Source organism: Massilia frigida, from assembly GCF_011682175.1.
GTDB classification, from domain to species: domain Bacteria; phylum Pseudomonadota; class Gammaproteobacteria; order Burkholderiales; family Burkholderiaceae_D; genus Telluria_A; species Telluria_A frigida.
Genome location: NZ_WHJG01000014.1, coordinates 117,177 through 138,818, shown reverse-complemented (window position 1 = coordinate 138,818; position 21,642 = coordinate 117,177). Strand labels below are relative to the sequence as shown.

The following is a 21,642-nucleotide window of genomic DNA, read 5'->3' as shown; positions in this document are numbered from 1 at the left end:
CCAAGTTTGTTTATCCGCTAGTGGCGTCGGCACGTACTTGGGGGGAACGCATGCGTTCCCGCCGAGTGCCGCCTTGGCGCGGGAACGACGAAGGTGGTGGCCGGAAACGGCGGTACGTGACACGCAACGTATTACGTTTAACGCAGGTTGACCAAGGTCTGCAGCACCGAATCCTGCGTCTTGATGGTCTGCGCGTTGGCCTGGTACACCCGCTGCGCCGTGATCATATTGACCAGTTCGGCCGTCAGGTCGACGTTGGAATTCTCCACCGCCGACGCCTGCAAATTACCAAAACTGCCAGAATTGGGCGTGCCGACCAGCGGCGCACCCGAGGTCGGCGTCTGCGCCCACGCATTATTACCCAGCGGTTGCAGCCCGTTCGGATTGGCAAAATTGGCCAGCACGACCTGTCCCAGCGGACGCGATTCGCCGTTGCTGTACTGTCCCAGGATGGTGCCGTCGGGACCGGCCGAGAAACGCTGCAGGCTGCCGGCCGTGTATCCGTCCTGGCTCGACTTCTTCTCTTCCGTGGCGTCGCCGTACTGGGTCGAGCCGGCGAAATGCAAGTCCATCTGGATCGTCGGCTCGGCACCGGTAAGCGGAAAGACCGGCAATTCGATCTGCAGCGGCAGGGTCTGCGGCGCCATCGCGGCATTGCTCAGCACGCCATTGGTGTCGAAATTAAGGTGACCGACGCTCACACTCGGCACCTTGACGGCGGCGGCGATCAGCTTGTCGATTTCGGCCGGCGTGATGCCGGGAATGCCGCCCGCGCTGGTAGCGGCGGTGTTAATCGCGGTCTGCTGGGCGGGCGTGGCCCCGGCAGTGCCGGCGGCGGCGGCCACGGCGGCGCCGGCGGCGGTCGCGTAGGCAGCCGCGGCAGCGGTCATATTACCCGGCGGTATGCTGGTGGCGGCGGTCTGGAAGGCGTCGCGCGCGGTGCCGGAAGCGGCATCGGTCTGCGCCGCGGCGGCGACCGCCTGGTTGGTCATTTCCACCCCGTCCGAACCGACGTACACATCCCATGAGCCGGGACCGGTCTTGACGTAGAAGGTCGACATCACGTGCGAATTGCCGAGGCTGTCGAACACGTCGATCGAGGTTTGCTTGTTATAGGTTTCCGGATCGGCCGCATTGAAGGGCACGGTCTTGGGCAGCTCGCTGCGCGAGTCGAGATTGAGCTGGGTATCGACGCGGGTCGTTTCCAGCGGACTCATGTCGCTATTGTCGATCTTGAGCGGAATCGGCGAACCGGTCAGGATATTGCCGGTGCTGCTGACGCCATAGCCGGTCAGCTTGGCGCCCTGGGCATTGACCACGAAACCGTTCTTGTCGAGCGAAAACTGGCCATTGCGCGAATACTGGACGTCGCCGTTGACATCGGTGCGGAAAAAGCCGGCGCCGTTGATGGCGATGTCGAGCGGGTTGTTCGAGCTTTCGATATTGCCCTGGGTGAACTGCTGGGCGATCTGCGCCACTTTCACGCCGATCCCGGCCTGGTTGCCGCCGGCGCCGTTGAGCGAATTGGCGTACACGTCGGCAAACTGCGCCTGCGAACCCTTGAAACCGACGGTGCTGGCATTGGCGATGTTGTTGCCGATAACGTCGAGCGATTTGGCTGCGCCATTCAAGCCGCTAAGTCCTTGTTGAAACGACATGGTGTTTCTCCTAAATGGTGATAAGTAGCGGCTTGTTTACAGAATTTGCTTGACGTCGGACATGGTCACGACGCCCCGCGAAGGCAGATTCAGTTTCACGCCATCCTTGGCGCTGGTGGTGACGCTGGCGACCGTGTCGAACGAGAGGGCCTTGGCATCTTTTAAGACTTCGCCGCCGCGCTCGGCGACGACGCGAATCAGGTAATTGCCATCCTTGAGGGCGATCGGTTTCCCGGCCGCATCGAGTTTGGTCGGATCGACCACGCCGTCCCAGGCGATCGGCACGGTGCCGGCCGGCTGCTGGCCGAGGTCGATGGTCTGGATATCCTTGCCGGTCTTCGGATCGGTGATGATCAGCTGCACCTTGTCGGCCGGGCTGCCCACGTCCACGCCCATGATGCCCTTGCCGCCGGCCAGGGTCACGCCATTGCCGCCCACCAGCACGCCGTGGCCGATCAGGTTGGCGGCCTGCAAGCCTTCGGACGATTGGTAGCTCGACTTGAGCGATTCCATGGTCGTGTTCAGCTTGTTAACGCCAGTCACCGTCGACAGCTGGGCCAGCTGGCTGGTGATCTGGGCATTGTCGAGCGGATTCATCGGGTCCTGGTTCTTGAGCTGGGTGACCAGCAGGGTCATGAACTTGTCGGTATCGGCTTCGACGCTGCCTTCGGCCGCCTTGGGCTTCTTGGGATTGACGGCGTTGAGCAAGTCTTGCGACATCACGGGTGCATTCGAACTAACGGTTGCCATGGCGGTTTCTCAGGTTATTGACCGAGGGTCAAGGTTTTCATCAACAACGACTTGGCCGCGTTCATGGTTTCGACGTTGGTCTGGTAAGAACGGGAAGCCGACAGCATGTTGACCATCTCGTCGACCACGTTTACGTTCGGCATGGCCACATAGCCCTTTTCATCGGCCATCGGATGCTTGGGGTCGTACACCTGCTTGAGCGGGGAAGGATCTTCGATCACTTCGCGCACCTTGACGCCGGTGCCGCCGCCATCGGTCGGGACCGCCTCGAACACGACCTGCTTGGCGCGGTAGGCTTCGCCGCTGGCGCTGGTGGCGCTGTCGGCATTGGCCAGGTTGCTGGCGGTGGTGTTGAGGCGCTGGGCTTGGGCGCTCATGGCCGAGCCGGAGACATTGAAGATATTAAATAGGGACATGATTACTGGCCTCCCTGGATCGCCGCGATCATGCCGCGGATTTGCATATTGATCATCGTGACCCCGGCTTCGTAGCGCAGGGCGTTGTCGGCGAACTGGTTGCGCTCGACATCCATGTCGACCGTGTTGCCGTCGACCGCGCCCTGGGCCGGGGTGCGGTACAGCACCGGGGTCCCGTTCGGCAGCAGGTCGCCACGGGCGGTGCCGGTCGGCATGTGGGCCGCGGCGGTTTGCTTGAGCACGCCGGCCGGCGGGGTGGTCCTGGCCAGCACGCCCTGCAGGGCGCTGGCGAAGTCGAAATCGCGCGCCTTGTAGTTCGGCGTGTCCGCATTCGCGATGTTTGACGCCAGCAATTCCTGGCGTTGCGAGCGCAGGCTCAGGGCCGTCTCGTTAAAGCGCATGTAATCGTCGAGTTTGCCAATCATGTCGTGCTCCGCATCTGTCGACTGCCTCCGGGTTGGCGGCAATGTACTGGTGATGACAGGATGAATCATACGGGCCGCGTTGCCGGCCCAATCGAACGATAAGGAACACCAAAACACGGCTATTCGGGAATTCGGCAGCGTCGCGTGAAGCCTATGATGCTCTCATTCCTGAAAGCAATCACTATGAAAATCACCTTTATTACCGCCCTCTTGCTTGCCTCGCAATATTGCTGCGCGCCGCAGGCCGCCGCGCAGGCCGCCGCCGCCACCCCGGCGCTGGCGCTGCAAGATCCGGCCGTGTTAAAGCATGTGGCCGAGCAGTATCTGCAAGCCCAGAGCGCGGCGCTGGCGGGGGAAGTGAGCGTCACGGTCGGCCCCATCAATCAGCGCATGAGCCTCGCTTCGTGCCCGGCGCCGCAGGCATTCCAGCAGCCCGGCGCGCGGACCTGGGGAAAAACCACGGTCGGCGTGCGCTGTACCGCGCCGGTGGCGTGGACGGTGTATATTCAAGCCCAGGTAAGCGTGGTGACCGGGTATGTGGCCACGTCGGTGCCGCTGGCACAGGGCCAGACAATTGAACAGTCGCAATTAGTGCTGCTGAAAGGCGACATTTCCGCGATGCCGAACGGAATCGTCACCGACATGGCGCAGGCGGTCGGACGGACCAGCACGGTATCGCTGGCGTCCGGCGCGCCCTTGCGGCTCGATGCCCTGCGCGGCAAACCGGTGGTGCAGCAGGGACAGCTGGTCAGGGTGGTATCGAGCGGGAATGGCTTTCGCGTCTCGGCCGAGGCGCGCGCGATCGGCAACGCCAGCGATGGCCAGGTAGTCCAGGTGCGGACCCCGGCCGGCGCCATTCTCAGCGGCGTGGCCAAGGCTGGCGGACTGGTCGAAGTGGTGTTTTAGGCAAGGGTGGAAACTCGCGCCGGAAAGCGCTAAAGTTTACGACGCGAGCGCCGTTACTTACGCAGACCCTGGAGTTTTTACCGCTCCGCCCAGAGAAGGATAATGCTGTGAAAATTAACGATACCCTGAAGAGTAATCCCGGCTTGCCGGCGGCCAGTACGTCCGCAGCCAATGCCAAGAGCGCCGAAAAAGCCAGCAGCAGCGCGCCCGCCAGTTCGGACAGCGTCAAGCTGTCGTCGCAGGGCCAGGCCATGGCCAGCGCGGTGGGCAACAGCAATGGCGTGTTCGACACCAAGAAAGTCGAGCGCATCAAGCTGGCGATTGCCGACGGCCAGTTCCAGGTCAATTCCGAGAAAGTCGCGGATGGCTTGCTGGACACCGTGCGCGACCTGCTGCATTCCCGCAAACGCTAACCGCGCCGGTGTTCCGGCGATACCACGACCATGTCCACAGCCAGCCCAAGCACAACCCTGCCGCAGGAACTTGCCTTGATCACTTCCGTGCTGGAATTGATGAAGCAGGAACAGCAATTGCTGGTCAGCGCCGACACGGCCGGCCTGGGCGAGCTGACGCCGCGCAAGGCGCAGCTGGTGGTCGAGATGACGGCGCTGGGGCAGGAGCGCTACCAGCGCCTGGCGGCGGCCGGCTTTGCGGCGGACGACAGCGGCATGCAGGCGTGGATCGATGGCGGCGGCGACGCGCAAGCCTTGTCCAGCTGGCAAGCACTGCTGGACGTGACGCGCGAAGCCAAGGAACTGAACCGCATCAACGGCATGCTGATCAATAAGCAACTGTCGCATACCCAAAGCCTGATCAATGCGATGCGCACCCCGACCAGCGGTGGCGAAGCGGCCGTGTACGGCCCGCGCGGCCAGGCCGCGACCGCCGGGCCATCGAAGCGCTACGTGGTCGGTTAAGCCAGCCCGTTTCCTTGTTCTACCATGCCGGCTGCGCCGGTTCCGGGGCGGGCCGCCCTGGCCGGGTCCCGGACCGGAATGTCCTGAATGACAATCCCCCTTCGCATTCGCCGACCGGCGCGGTTGCTGGAGCAAGATATGATGGCGACCTGTGCAACATCACGCGGCGGCTCGCGCCGCTCCACCCACGCCGGCAAGGCCAGGCAAGCGTTCCTGCGCGGGCTTGCCTGCCTGTGCTGCGCACTCATCCTTCCCCCTCTTGTGCACGGCGCGCTGGCGCCAGTGGCGAAAACAGGCGCACAGGAAGCTGTGCCGGCCTTGCGCCTGTGCGTCGATGAACGATCCCACCTGCCATTCATCACACCCGAGGGCAAAGGAACGGCGGGCGAATTAATCCGCATGGCCGCCAGGGAAGCCGGCGTGGAAGTCGTGTTTTATGGCGCGCCGGTCACCCGCTGCCGTGAAGAGATTCGCGCCGGCATTGCGGACGGCTTTCCGACCGCCCCCTACACGCCCGCCCTGCTCCCGTTCATGTCGTTTCCCATGCATGGGGATGGGCCCGATGCAGCGCGGGCGGTGATGGTGGCGCGCGCGATGGTTTTTCGGCGCAAGGGCAGCGCGGTAGGATGGGATGGCGAGCGCTTTACCGGACGTACGCTGCCCGCCCTGGTGCCGTTCGGGGCAGTCCTGCTGGTCGACCGTTTGCAGGCCATGGGCGTGCCGCTGGACGACAAAGGCAAGACGCTGGACCTGATTTTTGCCAAGCTGGCGGCGCAGCGCGGCGACGTGGCCATTGGCGCCGAATTCAGCGGCATGGCCCATCTCGCCGAGCCGCGCTTCGCGGCGCAACTTGAGATGCTGCCCCAGCCGTTTTCGCAAGAACCGTATTTCCTCGGTGTCTCGAGCGCTTATTACCGGGCGCATTCCGCCCGGGTCGAGCGTCTGTGGGACGCCATCGGCCGGATCGGCAAGTCTGCCGATTACCAGGACTATTACCGCAAAGCGGTGAACGCCGCCATCCACTAACGCCGGGCTTGCAACGAGGAGGCGTACGGGGTCGGACTGTTTCAGGCCCTGGCCGGGTAGCGCCGGGCCGCGTGGGGCCCGCTTGCAGGTCGACGGCGTCCACCGACGGCCTTGCTTCTCCTTGCTAAGGAAAGCCCGGGCTTTGGTGCACGACCTTGCCGCCGACAACCGTCTGCAACACCTTGATGGCGGCGATTTCTTCGTCCGGGATCTGGAAGAAATTGCGGTCCAGCACGATCAAATCGGCCAGCTTGCCCACTTCCAGCGAGCCCACCTGCCCTTCCTGGCGCAAGGTATAGGCGGCATTCATGGTCGCCGCGCGCAAGACGGCGGCGCGCGGCATGCCCGGCGCCGGACCGAGCTTGCCCGCGAACTCGGGGCCGGCCGACGGCGCGTTGGTGCGGGTCACGCCCACCTTGAGCGCGAACCATTCGTCCAGCGCATCGACCGGCCAGTCGCTGCCGAATACCACGCGCGCCCCGGCATCGAGCAGCAGCGACTGCGGTTCGAGAATCGCGTAGCGCTGCGGACCCAGATACTCCTTCAGCCCGGCCACCGTGTCCGGCGCTGGTTTACCCCACTGGAAGGACAGCACCGCGCTCGCATCGAGCGCGGCAAAGCGGCCAAAATCGGCCGGGTCGACGATTTCAGCATGCGCCAGTGCCGGGCGCGCATCCTTGCCGGCGGGCACAGCGCGCAGGGCCTCGATGGCGTCGAGCGTTTCGCGCACCGCGCCGTCACCGTCCACGTGCACGTGGGCATCGATGCCGGCCGTGGCCAGCCCGATCACGATGGCTTTCAGCGCGGCCGGCGGAAAATAGGTGGGCGGCCCCTTGCTGTCGCCCGGCACCCAGTGCGGATGCTGGGGCGTGCCACGGTCGACATAGTAGGGCGCGAGCATGGTGCCGGTCAGGGCCGGCGCGGCGATCACGCCGTCCATGTACAGCTTGGCGTGGCGCACGCGCATGATCGGGGCCACGCCCTTCTTTTCCTGGTGATAGCGCTTGACCATCTTGAGCACCGACGCCACCGCGCGCGCCGGATCGGCGCCATCTTCGGTGGCCACTTCGGCGGCGAAATGGGCGCGCGCGCTCAGCTTGCCCTGGCGCTCGACGGCGGCAAAGGCGGCGAAGATTTCCGGGTCGCTGCTGGCGTCGAGAAAACTGGTCACGCCCTGGCGCCCCAGCGCTTGCATGGCGTAGGTGGCGGCGCTGACGTTTTCGGCCGGGGTGGTCTTCGGCAGCAGCTGGTCGACCAGCTCCATGGCCGCGTCTTCCAGCAGCCCGCTTGGCGCGCCGGTGGCGTCAAGCACGATCTTGCCTGTGGCCGGCTTGGGCGTGGCGCGCGTGATGCCGGCCACTTCCAGGCCGCGCGTATTGACCAGGTTGGAGTGGCCGAACGAGGAGCGCACCACGATCGGGCGCGCGCTGTTGATGGCGTCGAGCGTGGCGCGGGTGCTTACCAGGCCGGCTGGCAGCATGCCTTGCTCGAACCAGTTGACCACCTGTAGCCATTCCTTGTTGCCTTTGGTCTTGCTTTCCTTGTCGACGCAGGCCTGGATGCGCGCCTGGAACTGGGGCACGGTCAGCGCCTCGTAGTTCAGATTGCAACGCAGCAGGCGCTTGCCGCCGGACAGGGGATGCATATGGGCATCGATCAGGCCGGGCATGAGCATGCGTCCCTGCAAGTCGATGACGCGGGTCCCCTTGCCGGCCAGCTTGGCGGCGCCGGTATTGTCGCCCACGTAGACGATGCGCCCGGCGCGCACCGCCAGGGCTTGCTGCACGCTGTCGCCGGCATCCACGGTGTAGACGTAACCGTTGCGGTAGATAAGGTCGGCAGCGTCGATGGCGCTGCGCGGCGCACCCGCGTGAGCGGCGGCAGCTGCGCATGCCAGTATCAATACGGCGCCGGCGCGCCTGCCCAGGACAAGCACCCCGCGCTGCGTGCGTATGGCGCCATCCGGCAGCCGGCCATTGTTCTTTGTCATCGTTTTCCCTTTGCTCAGTTCACGTTATGCGCCCCGGCGCCAGAATACCCGTTTGCCCACGGCGTGGCACACCCTCGTCAAAATTTAACACTTTTGTTAAATACCGATGGAAATTTTTTCCCTCGACAAGCTTGATTTCATTGAGGGAATTGTGCGAAAGCACATTCTTTTAAGGGCGGCAATGATACGTTCAGAATTCGCCGGAAGGACACAATTACCGATGAATATGTATGTCCTGTGCCGATTTCGCGTGTAACGATGAGTTGTTGAGCCCGCTTATGGGCCGGCACTCAGAACAAGCACATTCACTCACGGAGAACTGTATGAACTGGAATCACTTGGTAAAATCAAGCGTCGGTATCGTAGCAGCAGCAGCCTGCCTGGCAGCCCAGGCGGGATCGAACGGGGTGACTGTCAGCCTGACGCCGGAAAAAGCATCGCTGAACAAGGAAGACGACGTCGTCATGCGCGTCACCATCACCAACACCTCGTCCAAGCCGCAATACGTGCTCAAATGGCACACGCCGTTTGCCGGGGTCCAGGATCACCTGTTCGACGTCACCCGCGATGGCGTGAATGTGCCGTACCAGGGCCGCCATTACAAGCGCCCCGCCCCGACCGCCAAGGATTACTACCTGCTCAAGCCGGGCGCTTCGCACACCGCCAAGGTCGAGCTGTCGGCCCTGTACGACATGAGCGTCACGGGTGACTACGCGGTGCGCTACCACGCGGCCTCGCTCAACCTGTTCAATTCCCCGCCGGATGGCAACAGCATGACCATGAGCACCGAACGCGAGATCGGCGAAATCGAATCGGCGCCGGTATCGCTGTGGATTGATGGACGGCTCGAGCGCGGCACGGTGGTGGCCGATCCGGCCGAGCTGGCATCGCGCCAGCAGTTGGCGGGAACGGCTGGCATTTCGTTTGCAAGCTGCAGCTCGGGACAGCAAACCTCGATCAACGCGGGGGTGGCGGCGGCCAAGAGCATGGCCAACAGCGGCGTCAATTACCTCAACAGCGGCCTGACCGGCACGCGCTACAAGAAATGGTTCGGCACCTACTCATCGGGGCGTTACGCGACCGTGAAGACGCACTATGCCAACATCAAGAATGCGCTTGATACCAAGCCGATCGTGGTCGATTGCAGCTGCAAGGAATCCTACTACGCCTATGTGTACCCGAACCAGCCGTACAAGATCTACGTCTGCAACGCCTTCTGGTCGGCACCGACGTCCGGCACCGATTCCAAGGGCGGCACCCTGGTGCATGAGCTGAGCCACTTCAACGTGGTCGGCGCCACCGATGACTGGGCGTACGGCCAGTCATCGGCCGCCAGCCTGGCGACCAGCAATCCGACCAAAGCCGTCGACAATGCCGATTCCCACGAATATTTCGGCGAAAACACCCCGTCGCTGCCATAAGCGAACGATGGAAGAAAAACAGCCTGGCCGCGCAAGCGTCCAGGCTGTTTTTTATTGGCCGGCGGCCTGCCCCTGCGTCGGGGTCTGACCCCGGTTAACAACGATGTGGGACGAGCATTATTGTTCCGCCGGCTGCGCGCCCTGGGTATGCGTGAACCGCGCCGATGCCGGCTTCATCGCCACCGGATTATCCAGCTGCTGCAAGCTGAGCACGTAACTTCCCGTATGGCTGAGCCGGTAGCGGTGCTTGCCCGGCTGGAAGTCATACGCGCCCGTGATGTCGATCGTATTGCTATGCACGCCGTTCGGCTCGACCTTCACATAATCATCCGGCCCCGGCGGCGCGCGCTTGACCACCGGGCCGATGTAATTGACCGGCGCCGCACTGCCCGCCGCGCTGATCTCGAACTCCGGCCCGAACAGTTGCTTGCTTGCGTAGGTGACCTTCCACAGGTAAATCGGCTGTGCCGACTTGTTGCTTACCGTCAGGGTCACCAGCACCTTGCCCTCGCGCGATGCCAGCGCGACTTTTTCGCTCACGCCACTTATCGGTTTATCCTTCGCATAGGCCAGCCCCAGCGCCATGAGCATCAATACGCCCGCCAGTGATCGTTTCATCGCCATGCTCCTTGTTTGGTTCGTCCCGGCTGCGGCTGTCGGTCGGCGGGGCCGGGTCGCCCGCCTGTGCCGTTCCCGGCCATTGTGCCTCGTTTCGCCCGGCCGCCCAGCCCGCTTGGATCAACGGGTTGGAATCTCGGTCGTGGTATCGGGCAGGGCCGACAAGATCGTTACCGCCACGCGCCGGTTGCGCGCGCGGCCTTCCGGCGTGGCGTTGGGCGCCACCGCGATGTTGGCGCCGTGCCCGACCACCGTCAGGCGCGCCGGCGCCACGCCGCTGTCGATGAACAGGCGCACCACGCTGCTCGCGCGCACCGCCGACAATTCCCAGTTGGATGGGAACAGCGCATTCCTGATCGGAGTCGGGTCGGTATGGCCTTCCACCTGCACCGCGTGCGGGTCGTCCTTGAGCAGCACCGCCAGCGCGCGCAGGGCCTGGTCCGATTCCGGCGTGAGCGTGGCGTCGCCCGGGTCGAACAGCACGCTGGCATTGATTTCCACGCTCACCCCGCGGCTGTTCTGGGTCACCCGCACCTTGCCTTCCCTGACCAGTGGCGCCAGGGTCGAGGTGAGTTTCTGCGCGAGGCTGGTCAAGCGGTCTTTTTCGCGCCGCATGGCTTCGGCGCGCCGTTTGATGAGCGGGTCGGGCAGCACGATCAGCTGCGGCACATTGCTGCTGGCGACACTGGCGGTGCTCTTGTCCTTGCCGCCGAAGGCGTCGCCCAGCGACACTGAAAACACCTTGTACTTGCCTTCGTTGACGACCGAGATCGCGTACATCACGACGAAAAAGGCGAACAGCAGGGTGATGAAATCGGCGTACGAAATAAGCCAGCGTTCGTGATTTTCGTGCTCGGCTTCGTACTTTTTGCGCGCCATGGCTCAGGGCCGCGACAGCAGGCAGGCGACCCGCTCTTCGATCACGCGCGAATGGTCGCCGCTGGCGATGTCGTGGAAGACGTCGGTGAGGATTTCGTACTGCGTCACCCGTTCGGCGACGATGGTTTTCAGCTTGTTGGCGATCGGGTAGAAAAACATATTCGCCAGCCCGACCCCATACACGGTCGACACGAAGGCCACCGCGATGCCGCTGCCCAGCTTGGCCGGGTCGCTCAGGTTTTCCATCACGTGGATCAGGCCCAGCACCGCGCCCAGGATGCCGATGGTAGGCGAATAGCCGGCCGCCGATTCCCAGATTTTCACCGCTTGCCGTTCGCCGAATTCGTAGGCCGTCACTTCCATCTCCAGCAGGCTGCGCAGCTTGTCGGGGGCGATGCCATCGACCACCAGGCGCAAGCCCTTCTGCACGAATTTATCCTTGTTGACGGCCATGTACTTTTCCAGCGAGAGCAAGCCGTCGCGCCGCGCGTGCAAGCCCCACACGGCGATCTCGCGCGCCAGGCCGGCGCGCTGGCTGGGCGGCGGCGCAAACACCCAGCGCAGCATGCGCACGCCGCGCATGAAGGTCGGCGCTTCGCTTTGCAGCAGCACGGCGCCGGCGGTACCGATGACGACGATGGCAAACGCCGCCGGCTGCACCAGCGAGGACAGCTTGCCGCCCTCCAGCGCCTGGCCGATCACCAGACCGGCCAGCGCCAGGAAGATCCCCGCTACGCTGGCCCGGTCCACGCCTGCTCCTTCAAGGACGCCCGCAGGCGCGCGACCGCCTGGGTGTGCAATTGCGACACGCGCGATTCCGATACCCCCATGACGGCCCCGATCTCTTTCAGGTTCAGTTCTTCTTCGTAGTACAGGCCCATGAGGATTTTTTCACGCGGCGGCAAATTGTCGATGGCGTCGATGACGGCGTGGCGGAAGTCGCCGTCGAGCAGGCTGCGCAGCGGATCGGCATCGTCCACCGCATAGCGGTCGAGGAAGCTGTCATTGCCGCCTTCGTTGTCGTGGAAATCTTCGTAGTACACCAGCTGGTGGCCGCCGCCGTCGGTGAGCATGTCCTGGTAGTCGGCCAGGGACAGCTTGAGGCTTTTGGCGACTTCGGATTCGGTGGGCGGATGGCCGAGCTTTTGCTGCAGGGTGCTCATCGCCGTTTCGATCTTGCGCATGTTCTGGCGCATCGAGCGCGGCAGCCAGTCGCTGCTGCGCAGTTCGTCGAGCATGGCGCCGCGGATGCGCAGCACCGCATAGGTCTCGAACTGGGCGCCGTGGGTTTCCTCGTAGCGGGTGATGGCGTCGAGCAGGCCGATCATGCCGGCCTGGATCAGGTCATCCACTTCCACGCTGGGCGGCAGCTTGGCCTTCATGTGGTGGGCGAGACGCTTCACCAACGGCATGTGCTCCGTCAGTAAATGGTTCTTGTCCGCTTTCCCTTTGACGGTGTACATAGTTATCAGTATGTTTTAAGAACCAAAATGGGAAGTCCCCCCTGTCCTGCCAAGTTGCGGCATGGCTGTCAGGGCAAAGCGCCCCGCCAGCTGGCGAAATGCCACCGACGCGCCGGCCAGCGGGAACGCATCGACCACGGCCCTGCCCAAGCGCGCGGCCCGGTGCAGGTATTCGTCCGCAGGGACCGAGCCCATCGACGTGAGCTGTACGGCAAGGTAACGACTTGCCGCAGATGACATATTATCGTATACCACCTTGGCTTCGGCTTCGGATGCGCCCGTTACCAGAATTCCGAACGGACGGCGCCCCAACTGTTGCGAAAGTCGCTTGATGAGGGCGTACGCGGCCGTGATCGAGGCGGCGCTGGTGGACACCTGGACCACGATTTCGGCGCTGTCCATGACCGGCACCGGGAAACTGTCGTCGTCGCCGAATTCGCCGTCGACGATGACGATGCCGGTCTGCTTGACCAGCACGTCGAAGGTCTTGGCCAGGCGGCGCGCTTCGTCCGGGCCGCCGCGCGCACGCGCCATGCTGACCACGCCGAAGCCTTGCGGCACCTGGTGGATGATCTGGTTCAGCGCGCACTGCTGGCGCGCCACTTGCAAGAGGCTGGCGCGGTCGGCCACGCCGAGGCGCTGGGCCACGCCGTATTCGCGGTCGCAGGCGTCGACGATGAGCACGTCGTTGCCGGCCCGGGCCAGCGAGGCGCCCAGGTTGACCAGCATGGCGCCCTTGTCGTCTTGCGGGGTGGCCGACAGAAAGGTGACGATGCGCGGCTTGGGGCCGGCCAGCATCCGGCGCAGGCCTTCGGCCTGGTCGAAATCGAAGTGATTAGCCAAGGGACACCTCGCGCAGGCTGCGGTCGTTGCGGGCGGTGCTGGCGTTGGCCATCAGCAGCGGCAGTTCGGCATCCGAAAACTGGGTCGCGGCGGCATCGCGCTTGAGGCGGAAGGCACGGTCGACCAGCATGTTGCGGTCGGCCAGGTGCAGGTCTTCCGGCACGCGCTGGCCGTTCGAGACATAGAACAGGTTCAGTTTCTGGCGGATCACGACGTCGAGCACATTGCCGATCGAGGCCGCTTCATCGAGCTTGGTCATGATGCAGCCGGCCAGGCCACTACCCTGGTAGGCGCGCACCACTTCGTTCAAGGTTTCGTTGGTCGAGGTCGAGTTCAGGCACAGCAGGCGCTTGACGTCGGCGCCGGTCTCGGACAGCATCGCCACCTGTTCGGCCACGTTCTGGTCGCGCTGGGATACGCCGACGGTATCGATCAGCACGGTGTGCTTGTTGCGCAATTCTTTGAGGGCGATGCGCAGGTCCGATTCATCCTTGACCGAGTGCACCATCACGCCCAGGATCTTGCCGTAGATGCGCAGCTGTTCGTGGCCGCCGATACGATAGGCATCGGTGGTGATCAGGGCCAGCTTTTCCGGGCCGTGGCGCATCACGCAGCGCGCGGCCAGCTTGGCGGTGCTGGTGGTCTTGCCGACGCCGGTGGGGCCGACCAGGGCGAACACGCCACCCTTTTCCAGGATTTCATCTTCGTTCGAGATGGTGCTCAGGTTGCGCGCGAGCACGGTTTTAATCCAGCGCAAGCTCTCGGCGGCATCTTTGCCGGCCGGGAGTTTTTCAATCAGGTAGCGCGACAGGCTGGCCGAGAAACCGGCGGCCAGCATGTCGCGCAGCACGCCGGCTTTTTGCGGCTCGCGCTGCTGGGTCGTGCCCCAGGCGATCTCGGCCAGCTGGCTTTCCATCAAGCCACGCATGGCGCGAATTTCATTCATCATGCCCGACATTTCGGCGCTGGCGCTATCCTTGGCCTGGGCCATGGCTTGCTGCATCATCGACGACATTTGCGAGGCCATCATCGACATGTCGAACGATTCCGGGGCGGCGTAGGCCGGGGCCGGCGCGGGTACGCTGCGGCGGTTGGCATAGGATTCGGGCGGGATCGACAGGGATGGGCGCGGCTGGGCCATCTCGGTTTCGTGCGCGGGCGACGAGATCGAGGCGACGTCGTCGCTGGCGAGGGCGAGGATTTCGACCACGCCGTCGACCGGACGGTTGGACAGGATGACGGCGTCGGGCCCGAGCGCTTCGCGTACTTTACGCAGAGCGTCGCGTGATGTTGCAGCCGTAAATTTTTTGACATTCATCGCCAACTCCTGGGTTCCTGCTGGGTGCGCTCACATGAGGCACTGACAGGATCCATTATTGACGATGCAGCTTGGAAATGATCGAGGGAGAAGGATGGTAAAAGGGGTTCATTTCGGAGGAGCTGGCGCGCGCGTTTGAGCGGGATGGGTGGGGCGGTGTTCTCAAGCGTTCACTATGCGCGGATGGACAGGTACAGCTTTGTGTATATTCTCGCCAGCGATGCGTACGACACCTTGTACATCGGGGTAACGTCGGACCTGGTCAAGCGCGTCTGGGAACACCGCAGCGGCGTGGTCGCAGGCTTCACCAAACAGCACAAGATCAACAGGCTGGTCTGGTACGAAACCCATGGCGACATCATGGAAGCGATCAAACGCGAGAAACAACTCAAGAAATGGGAACGAGCATGGAAGGTGAAGCTGATCTCGACCAGCAATCCGACGTGGCGAGACCTGTATGAGGATTTTACGGGCTGATTGCGTGATATCCGACGTTTGAACCACCAGCCTAAAAACCGTCTCTCCCGCGCAGGCGGGAACGACGGGCTAGCTGGAACGACGGGTGTAGGGGGCCGGAACGACGGAGGTATGGGTGCGAACAACGGACTAATTACTGCCCCCCCACCAAACTGGTCACATGAATCGTCTTGGTCTCCGGAATCTCATTGTGCGACAGCACCTTTAACTGCGGCAAGGCCCGGCGCAGGAAACGCGACAGCATCGCCCGCAGCGGACCCGGCACCAGCAGCACCGGCGTCAAGCCCATCTGTTCCTGCTGCGCCGCAGCCGCGCCGGCCTGCTGCGCAATCGTATCGGCCAGGCCCGGCTCGATCCCGGCGCCATCGCCATTCGTCCCCAGCGCCTGCATCAACAGCCGCTCAAGCCGGTTATCCAAGGTCATCACCGACAACTCATTGGTCCCCGGGAACAACTGCTGCACAATCGCCCGCCCCAGCGCGACCCTCACCACGGCGGTCAGGTCGGCCGGATCCTGGGTCTGCGGGGCATATTCGGCCAGGGTTTCGATCACGGTCCGCATGTCACGGATGTGCACGCCTTCGACCAGCAAATTCTGCAACACTTTCTGCAAGGTCGACAGCGATACCAGCTTCGGCACCAGGTCTTCCACCAGTTTCGGCGCTTCCTTGGCCAGATGATCGAGCAGTGCCTGCACTTCGGCCCGGCCCAGCAATTCCGACGCATGCGTCGTGATCAAATGATTCAGGTGCGTTGCCACGACAGTACCGGCATCGACCACGGTATAGCCCATGCTTTGCGCCTCATCGCGCAGCCCGGCATCGATCCACACCGCCGGCAAACCAAACGCAGGATCGGTCGTCACCAGGCCCGCCAGGGTGCCGCTGGCCATGCCCGGATTGATCGCCAGAAATTGCCCGTTCATCGATTCGCCACTCCCCACTTCCACCCCCTTGAGCGTGATCCGGTAGGCCGACGGTTTCAGCTCCAGGTTGTCGCGGATGTGCACCGGCGGCGCCAGGAAACCAACTTCCTGCGCGAACTTCTTGCGAATGCCTTTGATGCGCTTGAGCAGCTCGCCGCCCTGGGTCTTGTCGACCAGCGGAATCAAACGATAGCCCACTTCCAGGCCCAGCGTATCGACCGGCATGATGTCTTGCCAGCTGGCTTCTTCCTGCTCGGGCGCGGCCACCGGTGGCGGCGCTTCGACTTCGGCCGGCGGCGGAGCCTTGGCTTTCTTGTTGATCAGGTAAGCACTGCCGCCCAGCGCGCCGGCCAGCATCAGGAATACCAGGTTCGGCATGCCTGGAATCAAGCCCATGCCGCCGATGATCGCGGCGGTGATGTACAGCACTTCCGGCTTGGCGAACAACTGGTTCATCAGCTGCGTACCGATGTCATGCTCGCTGGCCACGCGCGACACCACGATACCGGCCGCGGTCGAGATGATCAGCGAGGGAATCTGCGCCACCAGGCCGTCACCGATGGCCAGCAGGGTGTAGGTCTTGGCCGCTTCGCCGAAGGCCATGTCGTGCTGCAAAACACCGACCAGCAAGCCGCCGATCACATTGATCACGGTAACCATGATGCCGGCCACGGCATCGCCGCGCACATATTTCGAGGCACCGTCCATGGCGCCGTAGAACTCGGCTTCCTGGGCGACTTCGGTACGGCGGCGGCGCGCTTCGTCTTCGGCGATCAGGCCGGCGTTGAGGTCGGCGTCAATCGCCATCTGTTTGCCAGGCATCGCGTCCAGGGCAAAACGCGCGCCCACTTCAGCGATACGGCCGGCACCTTTGGTGACGACGGTAAAGTTAATGATCGTCAGAATGATAAACACGACAATACCGACCGTGTAGTTGCCGCCAATCAGGAAGTGGCCGAATGCTTCGATCACCTTGCCGGCCGCCGCGCCACCGGTATGACCTTCAGTGAGCACGATACGGGTCGAGGCCACGTTGAGCGACAGGCGCAGCATGGTCGACACCAGCAGGATGGTCGGAAACGCCATGAAGTCGAGTGGCTTGACCGTGTACAGGCTGGTCAGCAGCACGATGACCGACAGGGCGATGTTGAAACTGAAGAACACGTCCAGCACGAAGGCCGGCAGCGGCAGGATCATCATCATGAGCAGCATGATGATGATGGCCGGCGCCGCCAGGGCGTTGCCGCCGCCTTTCATTGCACTTAACCAGGAGGGCATGTTCAGGCGGTTCATGGTGTGGCTCCGTTCTTCGGTTCAGGTTTGGTGTGCGATGCCGGGTCATGCGGGTCGAGCTCGGGTGGTACGCGCAGCCTGGTCGGCCGGTCGGGGTAAGTCCCGCCATCCTTCTTGTAGGCGCGCAGCTGGAACACGTACGCCAGCACTTCGGCCACCGCCGAGTACAGCGCTTCCGGAATCTCGTCGCCGATCTCGGTGTGCTTGTGCAGCGCCCGGGCCAGGGCCGGCGCTTCCAGCATGGCCACATTGTGTTCCTTGGCCAGTTCGCGGATGCGCGCCGCCACTTCATCGCTACCCTTGGCCACCACGCGCGGCGCGCCGCGCTGGCCATCGGCGTACTTCAGCGCCACCGCATAGTGGGTCGGGTTGGTGACCACCACATCGGCGGTCGGCACGTCGGCCATCATGCGGCGCTGCGACATCTCGCGCTGCATCTGGCGGATCTTGCCCTTGATCTGGGGATTGCCGTCCGACTCTTTCGACTCCTGGATCATTTCCTGGCGCGTCATCTTGAGCTTGTTCGCGTAATGCCAGATCTGGTACGGACCGTCAATCGCGGCCACTAGCCCCAAGCCGCCGACGATAAACAGGAACGCCGAGCCGATCAGGTCGACCATATGCGCGCTGCCGCTTTTCAGCGGCTCGACAGCCAGGCCGATCACGGCGTCTTTCTGGCTCATCACCACCATCCAGGCCACGCTGCCGACCACGATGGTCTTGGCGAGGGCCTTGAGCAGCTCGACCAGCGCGTTGGTCGAGACCATATTGCTCAGCCCGCGGATCGGGTTCAACTTGTTGAAATTAGGCATGAACGACTTGCTGCTGAACAGCCAGCCGCCGATCAGCAGGGGCGACGCCAGCGCCACCACCATGACCGCCGCCGCCAGCGGCAGGCAAGCCAGCATGACCTGGGCGATATCGCTGGCCACGCGCAGGATCATGGCGTTCGGGTCGAAGATTTGCTCGCGGCTCATGGCCAGGCCGGACACCATGGTCGCGTTCAGCTGGCGCACGATGCCGGTGCCGAAGAACCACAGGGTGCAGCCGGCCGTCATCAAGACCGTAAACGTCGCCACTTCGCGCGATCGGGGCACGTCGCCTTCTTCGCGCGCCTGCTCCAATCGCTTGGCTGACGCGGCTTCGGTCTTTTCTGCGTCGCTTTCGTCTGACATGCCAGGCTCCCGTTAACAGATGCCATTATTCGCGACATCGCCCTGGCGCTATCCATGGAGCAAGGCGGGAAACAGGGGTCAATTCGGGTGGTGGCAGGCGAACGGGGCTCCGGGGCGGGCTCTCGTATAATCAAAAATTATCAACTTCTACACGATTGCCATGAATTCGCTGGTACCGCCCGATCCCCAAGAGCCGCTGGTCGCGGCCGACCTCAAGGAGGATGGGGACTTTTCCGACATGCTCAGCGAGCAGCGCATCCTGCTGCCGGGAGCGCAGATGCTGACGGCCTTCCTGATCATCCTGCCGTTCAATGGCGGCTTCCGCCAGATCGTGCACACGGAAAAGCTGGTTTTCCTGGCCACCTTCGTGCTGGCGCTGACCAGCCTGGTGTTGCTGAGTGCACCAGCGATCCAGCATCGGCTGATGCGCCCGCTCAACGACCGCGCACGCTTCAAGCGCGTCGCGACGCGCCAGATCGTGGCCGGCGCGTTCACCCTGGCGGTGGCGCTGATCCTGGCGACCAACCTGGTGATGTCGGAAGTCTTCGGTACGCTGGTCGGACTGGCCGTGGCGGCGACGATCGCCACCTTCATCCTGTGCTTATGGTGGCTGTTGCCAGCCTATTTGAAGCGGATGCACGGATATTAGCGAGCGCCCCCGCTAGCGGCTCTTTTTCGCCTCGGCCTGCTTGAGCGTTTGCTCGATCGCCCCGAACACGGACTTGCCTGCGCCATCGAGCATCTCGATCCGGATCGTGTCGCCAAACAGCATGAACGGCGTGCTTGCGACGCCATCGGCGATCATCTCCAGCGCGCGCTTTTCGGCAATGCAGGAGTAGCCGCGCTTGGCATCCTTGTTCGACACCGTGCCGGAACCGAGTATCGTCCCGGCACGCGCATTGCGCGTTTTGCACAAATGTGCGAGCAGTTGCGCGAAGTTGAATACCATATCCACACCGGCATGCGGCTGGCCGACCAGCTTGCCGTTCCAGGTCGAGCGCAGCGGCAGGTGCACCTTGGCATCCTGCCAGTGCTCGCCCAGCTCATCCGGCGTGACTGCCACCGGCGAAAACGACGAGGCCGGCTTGGACTGCAGGAAGCCAAAGCCCTTGGCCAGCTCGGGCGGAATCAGGTTGCGCAGCGAAACGTCATTCACCAGCATGAGCAGGCGGATCTGTTGAAAGGCCTGGTCCGGTGTGCTGCCCATCGGCACGTCGCCCGTGATCACGGCCACCTCGGCCTCGAAATCGATGCCCCACTCCTCGTGCGCCAGCACGATCTCGTCCATCGGCCCGAGAAAATCATCGCTGCCGCCCTGGTACATCAGGGGATCTTCCCAGAACGAAGCCGGCATGTCGGCGTTGCGCGCCTTGCGCACCAGTTCGACGTGATTGACATACGCCGAGCCGTCAGCCCACTGAAAAGCGCGCGGCAAGGGCGCCATGCAGTTGGCGGGATCGAAATCGGCACTGCGCGAAGTCCGTCCGCTGTTGAGCATCTGGTACAAGTCGCCCAGCTGGGGCGAGATGAAGGCCCAGTCGTCCAGCGCCGCCTGCAGGGTCGGCGCGATGCCGTCGGCCACATGCATGGTTTTCAGGTCGCGCGAGACCACCGCCAGCTGGCCGTCGCGGCTACCGTCCTTGAGTGTGGCTAATTTCATGATCTGATTCGGCGCACGGGATCAGCCCGGCACCAGCAAGTCCAGCCGCGCCTGGTCCAGATAGCACCACTCGCCTTCGGCCAGGCCGAGCGATTCCAGGGCCAGCTGGCCGATGGCGGAGCGGTGCAGCGCGCTGCAATGGTTGCCGGCGGCGGCCAGCATGCGTTTGACCTGATGGTACTTGCCTTGTTCCAGCACGATTTCGAGCCGATGCTCGCCGCGCTGGACGCAGCTGAGCGCCGCCAGCGGCGCCGGCTCGTCATGCAGTTTGACGCCGGACAGAAGTTCCGCAATCAGTTCTGGCGTGACGGGGTCCTGGGTGGTGGCCTGATATATCTTGGGGATGTGGCGCTTCGGCGACGATTGGGTGTGGATAAATGGACCATCGTCCGACATCAGCAACATGCCGGTGGTGTCGTGATCGAGCCGGCCCACCGGCTGCACGTCGCGCCAGGTAAATTGCTCCGGGAGCAATGTCAATACGCCGGGGTGGTGGCTCGGCTTGCGCGAACACTCGACATTGACCGGTTTGTGCAGCGCGATATACACATGTTCGCGGTAAACCCATTCGTCGTCGAAGATCGTCATGACCAGCCCAGCGGTGTCGATAGCGGTCTTGTAGTCGGTGTGGGGGGCGCCATTGATGACGACTTCGCCGTCTTCAATGAGGGCGCGGCAATATTTGCGTGTGCCGAAACCCTGCGATTGCAGGATGCGGTCCAGGGATAATTTACTCATGGGCGAGACTTTACCAGATGCGCCCATGACGGCATAGGAATGCGCTTAGCGCTTTGTAGGATAAAGACCCGAGTGATGGCGAGTTAAGGAAGAGCCTTCACGCATCTTTGACACAGATCAAGAATAGCAAGAGCCCGGTTGTTAAACTGAAACTTCAGTAGGAATCGGCCTAACGCCACCTGCGAATGCTTACAGCAGCACCAGGGAAATTGAACAGGACAACATGATGAGGACCAGGATGCGCACTATTACTTCCGCCGCCACGCAATTGAACACCGCCGACTTCCTGGAATCGGCTGCCGACAATCTTCCCGACAATCCCCTGGCCCAGTCGGCGCTGGAGACCACGCGTGACGCGATCGCACGCTGGACCGGCGGCATCCACCTGCCGCGCATGCTGGTGCCGGGCATGGTGCGCGTGTCGCCGCAGGCGCGCTGGTATGCGCAGGCCAACAATGGCTTCCAGGAATGGCTGAGCCAGGGTGGTTTCGGCCAGGGCTTCGATGGCGAGCCGGGGCAAGCCAGCAGTGCCGATTGCGCCGGCGCGGCTGCCCTCGATGTCGACTGCACCGAACGCAGGGTGGCGCGCCTGGGCACGGTCGACGCCGACAGCAGCGATGCCTGCATCGATTAATCCGGGTGGACAGGCTTGCGCCTGCCACCCTTGAGCGCGCCGCCAGGCTCCCGGCGCTGAAGCGGGTCCTTCAGCGCGCCCATGGCGGGCATGACGGATCTGCCGCTCCC

Annotated in this window: 23 protein-coding genes; 8 read left to right on the top strand and 15 right to left on the bottom strand. The window is 63.4% G+C overall.

The genetic code is table 11. From position 1 onward, the window contains the following. Positions 1-137: 137 nt before the first annotated feature. Genes F2P44_RS15770 through flgB form a run of 4 tightly spaced genes read right to left on the bottom strand, consistent with a single transcriptional unit; the run spans position 138 to position 3,249 of the window. Complete coding sequence (locus F2P44_RS15770) at positions 138-1,658, bottom strand: flagellar hook protein FlgE (protein WP_167087990.1); 1,521 nt, start codon at positions 1,656-1,658, stop codon at positions 138-140. A gap of 36 nt (positions 1,659-1,694) precedes the next feature. Further along, a complete protein-coding gene (locus F2P44_RS15765) occupies positions 1,695-2,408 on the bottom strand; it encodes a flagellar hook assembly protein FlgD (RefSeq protein ID WP_167087988.1) in 714 nt (237 codons plus the stop codon). A 14-nt stretch (positions 2,409-2,422) separates the two neighbouring features. Further along, positions 2,423-2,824: a flagellar basal body rod protein FlgC gene (gene flgC / locus F2P44_RS15760; RefSeq protein WP_167087986.1), complete on the bottom strand. Its 402-nt coding sequence runs from the start codon at positions 2,822-2,824 to the stop codon at positions 2,423-2,425. A 2-nt stretch (positions 2,825-2,826) separates the two neighbouring features. After that, complete coding sequence (gene flgB / locus F2P44_RS15755) at positions 2,827-3,249, bottom strand: flagellar basal body rod protein FlgB (protein ID WP_167087984.1); 423 nt, start codon at positions 3,247-3,249, stop codon at positions 2,827-2,829. A 183-nt stretch (positions 3,250-3,432) separates the two neighbouring features. Between flgB and flgA the strand changes: the two genes are divergently transcribed. The 4 genes from flgA to F2P44_RS15735 all read left to right on the top strand — a co-directional run bounded on the left by flgA (position 3,433) and on the right by F2P44_RS15735 (position 6,098). Next, positions 3,433-4,155, top strand: coding sequence for a flagellar basal body P-ring formation chaperone FlgA (gene flgA / locus F2P44_RS15750; RefSeq protein WP_167087982.1), 723 nt, complete (start codon positions 3,433-3,435; stop codon positions 4,153-4,155). A gap of 107 nt (positions 4,156-4,262) precedes the next feature. Continuing rightward, positions 4,263-4,568: a flagellar biosynthesis anti-sigma factor FlgM gene (flgM, locus tag F2P44_RS15745; RefSeq protein WP_167087980.1), complete on the top strand. Its 306-nt coding sequence runs from the start codon at positions 4,263-4,265 to the stop codon at positions 4,566-4,568. A gap of 30 nt (positions 4,569-4,598) precedes the next feature. After that, the gene (locus tag F2P44_RS15740; protein ID WP_167087978.1) at positions 4,599-5,072 is read left to right on the top strand and encodes a flagella synthesis protein FlgN; all 474 of its coding nucleotides are present in this window, start codon (positions 4,599-4,601) and stop codon (positions 5,070-5,072) included. A gap of 138 nt (positions 5,073-5,210) precedes the next feature. After that, complete coding sequence (locus tag F2P44_RS15735) at positions 5,211-6,098, top strand: transporter substrate-binding domain-containing protein (RefSeq protein WP_167087976.1); 888 nt, start codon at positions 5,211-5,213, stop codon at positions 6,096-6,098. 124 nt (positions 6,099-6,222) lie between these two features. Here F2P44_RS15735 and F2P44_RS15730 read toward each other — a convergent pair whose 3' ends face one another. After that, complete coding sequence (locus tag F2P44_RS15730) at positions 6,223-8,088, bottom strand: amidohydrolase (RefSeq protein ID WP_167087974.1); 1,866 nt, start codon at positions 8,086-8,088, stop codon at positions 6,223-6,225. 323 nt (positions 8,089-8,411) lie between these two features. Here F2P44_RS15730 and F2P44_RS15725 point away from each other — a divergent pair, with 323 nt between their 5' ends. Next, on the top strand, positions 8,412-9,509 hold the full coding sequence (locus F2P44_RS15725) for a M35 family metalloendopeptidase (RefSeq protein ID WP_167087973.1): 1,098 nt from the start codon (positions 8,412-8,414) through the stop codon (positions 9,507-9,509). 117 nt (positions 9,510-9,626) lie between these two features. On the opposite strand, the gene F2P44_RS15720 is transcribed toward F2P44_RS15725, so the two are convergent. The 6 genes from F2P44_RS15720 to flhF form a co-directional block, all read right to left on the bottom strand. After that, complete coding sequence (locus tag F2P44_RS15720) at positions 9,627-10,127, bottom strand: hypothetical protein (protein WP_167087971.1); 501 nt, start codon at positions 10,125-10,127, stop codon at positions 9,627-9,629. A 120-nt stretch (positions 10,128-10,247) separates the two neighbouring features. Then, complete coding sequence (motD, locus tag F2P44_RS15715) at positions 10,248-11,006, bottom strand: flagellar motor protein MotD (protein ID WP_167087968.1); 759 nt, start codon at positions 11,004-11,006, stop codon at positions 10,248-10,250. Between the two features lie 3 nt (positions 11,007-11,009). Then, on the bottom strand, positions 11,010-11,756 hold the full coding sequence (locus tag F2P44_RS15710) for a flagellar motor protein (protein ID WP_167087966.1): 747 nt from the start codon (positions 11,754-11,756) through the stop codon (positions 11,010-11,012). Beyond that, on the bottom strand, positions 11,738-12,469 hold the full coding sequence (locus F2P44_RS15705; RefSeq protein ID WP_167087964.1) for an RNA polymerase sigma factor FliA: 732 nt from the start codon (positions 12,467-12,469) through the stop codon (positions 11,738-11,740). The genes F2P44_RS15710 and F2P44_RS15705 overlap by 19 nt, the downstream gene beginning before the upstream one ends. Positions 12,470-12,484: 15 nt before the next feature. Continuing rightward, entirely contained in the window at positions 12,485-13,267 is a 783-nt protein-coding gene (locus F2P44_RS15700; protein WP_370662701.1) for a MinD/ParA family ATP-binding protein, read from the bottom strand. Positions 13,268-13,304: 37 nt separating this feature from the next. Then, positions 13,305-14,630, bottom strand: coding sequence for a flagellar biosynthesis GTPase FlhF (gene flhF / locus F2P44_RS15695; protein WP_167087962.1), 1,326 nt, complete (start codon positions 14,628-14,630; stop codon positions 13,305-13,307). 201 nt (positions 14,631-14,831) lie between these two features. On the opposite strand from flhF, the gene F2P44_RS15690 reads away from it, so the two are divergent. Next, positions 14,832-15,107, top strand: coding sequence for a GIY-YIG nuclease family protein (locus F2P44_RS15690; protein WP_370662699.1), 276 nt, complete (start codon positions 14,832-14,834; stop codon positions 15,105-15,107). 133 nt (positions 15,108-15,240) lie between these two features. On the opposite strand, the gene flhA is transcribed toward F2P44_RS15690, so the two are convergent. Together flhA and flhB are read right to left on the bottom strand one after the other, a co-directional pair. Further along, positions 15,241-17,325, bottom strand: a complete 2,085-nt coding sequence (flhA, locus tag F2P44_RS15685; RefSeq protein ID WP_167087958.1) for a flagellar biosynthesis protein FlhA — start codon at positions 17,323-17,325, stop codon at positions 15,241-15,243. Then, positions 17,322-18,500, bottom strand: coding sequence for a flagellar biosynthesis protein FlhB (flhB, locus tag F2P44_RS15680; protein ID WP_167087956.1), 1,179 nt, complete (start codon positions 18,498-18,500; stop codon positions 17,322-17,324). Before flhB ends, flhA begins: the two co-directional genes overlap by 4 nt. A 160-nt stretch (positions 18,501-18,660) precedes the next feature. Between flhB and F2P44_RS15675 the strand changes: the two genes are divergently transcribed. Continuing rightward, positions 18,661-19,149 (top strand): DUF6328 family protein, encoded by a 489-nt coding sequence (locus tag F2P44_RS15675; protein ID WP_167087954.1) that lies wholly within the window; start codon positions 18,661-18,663, stop codon positions 19,147-19,149. A gap of 12 nt (positions 19,150-19,161) precedes the next feature. Here F2P44_RS15675 and F2P44_RS15670 read toward each other — a convergent pair whose 3' ends face one another. Both F2P44_RS15670 and F2P44_RS15665 read right to left on the bottom strand, forming a co-directional pair. Further along, positions 19,162-20,160 (bottom strand): fumarylacetoacetate hydrolase family protein, encoded by a 999-nt coding sequence (locus F2P44_RS15670; RefSeq protein ID WP_167087953.1) that lies wholly within the window; start codon positions 20,158-20,160, stop codon positions 19,162-19,164. Positions 20,161-20,181: 21 nt separating this feature from the next. Next, positions 20,182-20,898: a pseudouridine synthase gene (locus F2P44_RS15665; protein WP_167087951.1), complete on the bottom strand. Its 717-nt coding sequence runs from the start codon at positions 20,896-20,898 to the stop codon at positions 20,182-20,184. 238 nt (positions 20,899-21,136) lie between these two features. On the opposite strand from F2P44_RS15665, the gene F2P44_RS15660 reads away from it, so the two are divergent. Continuing rightward, positions 21,137-21,532 (top strand): hypothetical protein, encoded by a 396-nt coding sequence (locus tag F2P44_RS15660; RefSeq protein ID WP_167087949.1) that lies wholly within the window; start codon positions 21,137-21,139, stop codon positions 21,530-21,532. Positions 21,533-21,642: the final 110 nt, after the last annotated feature.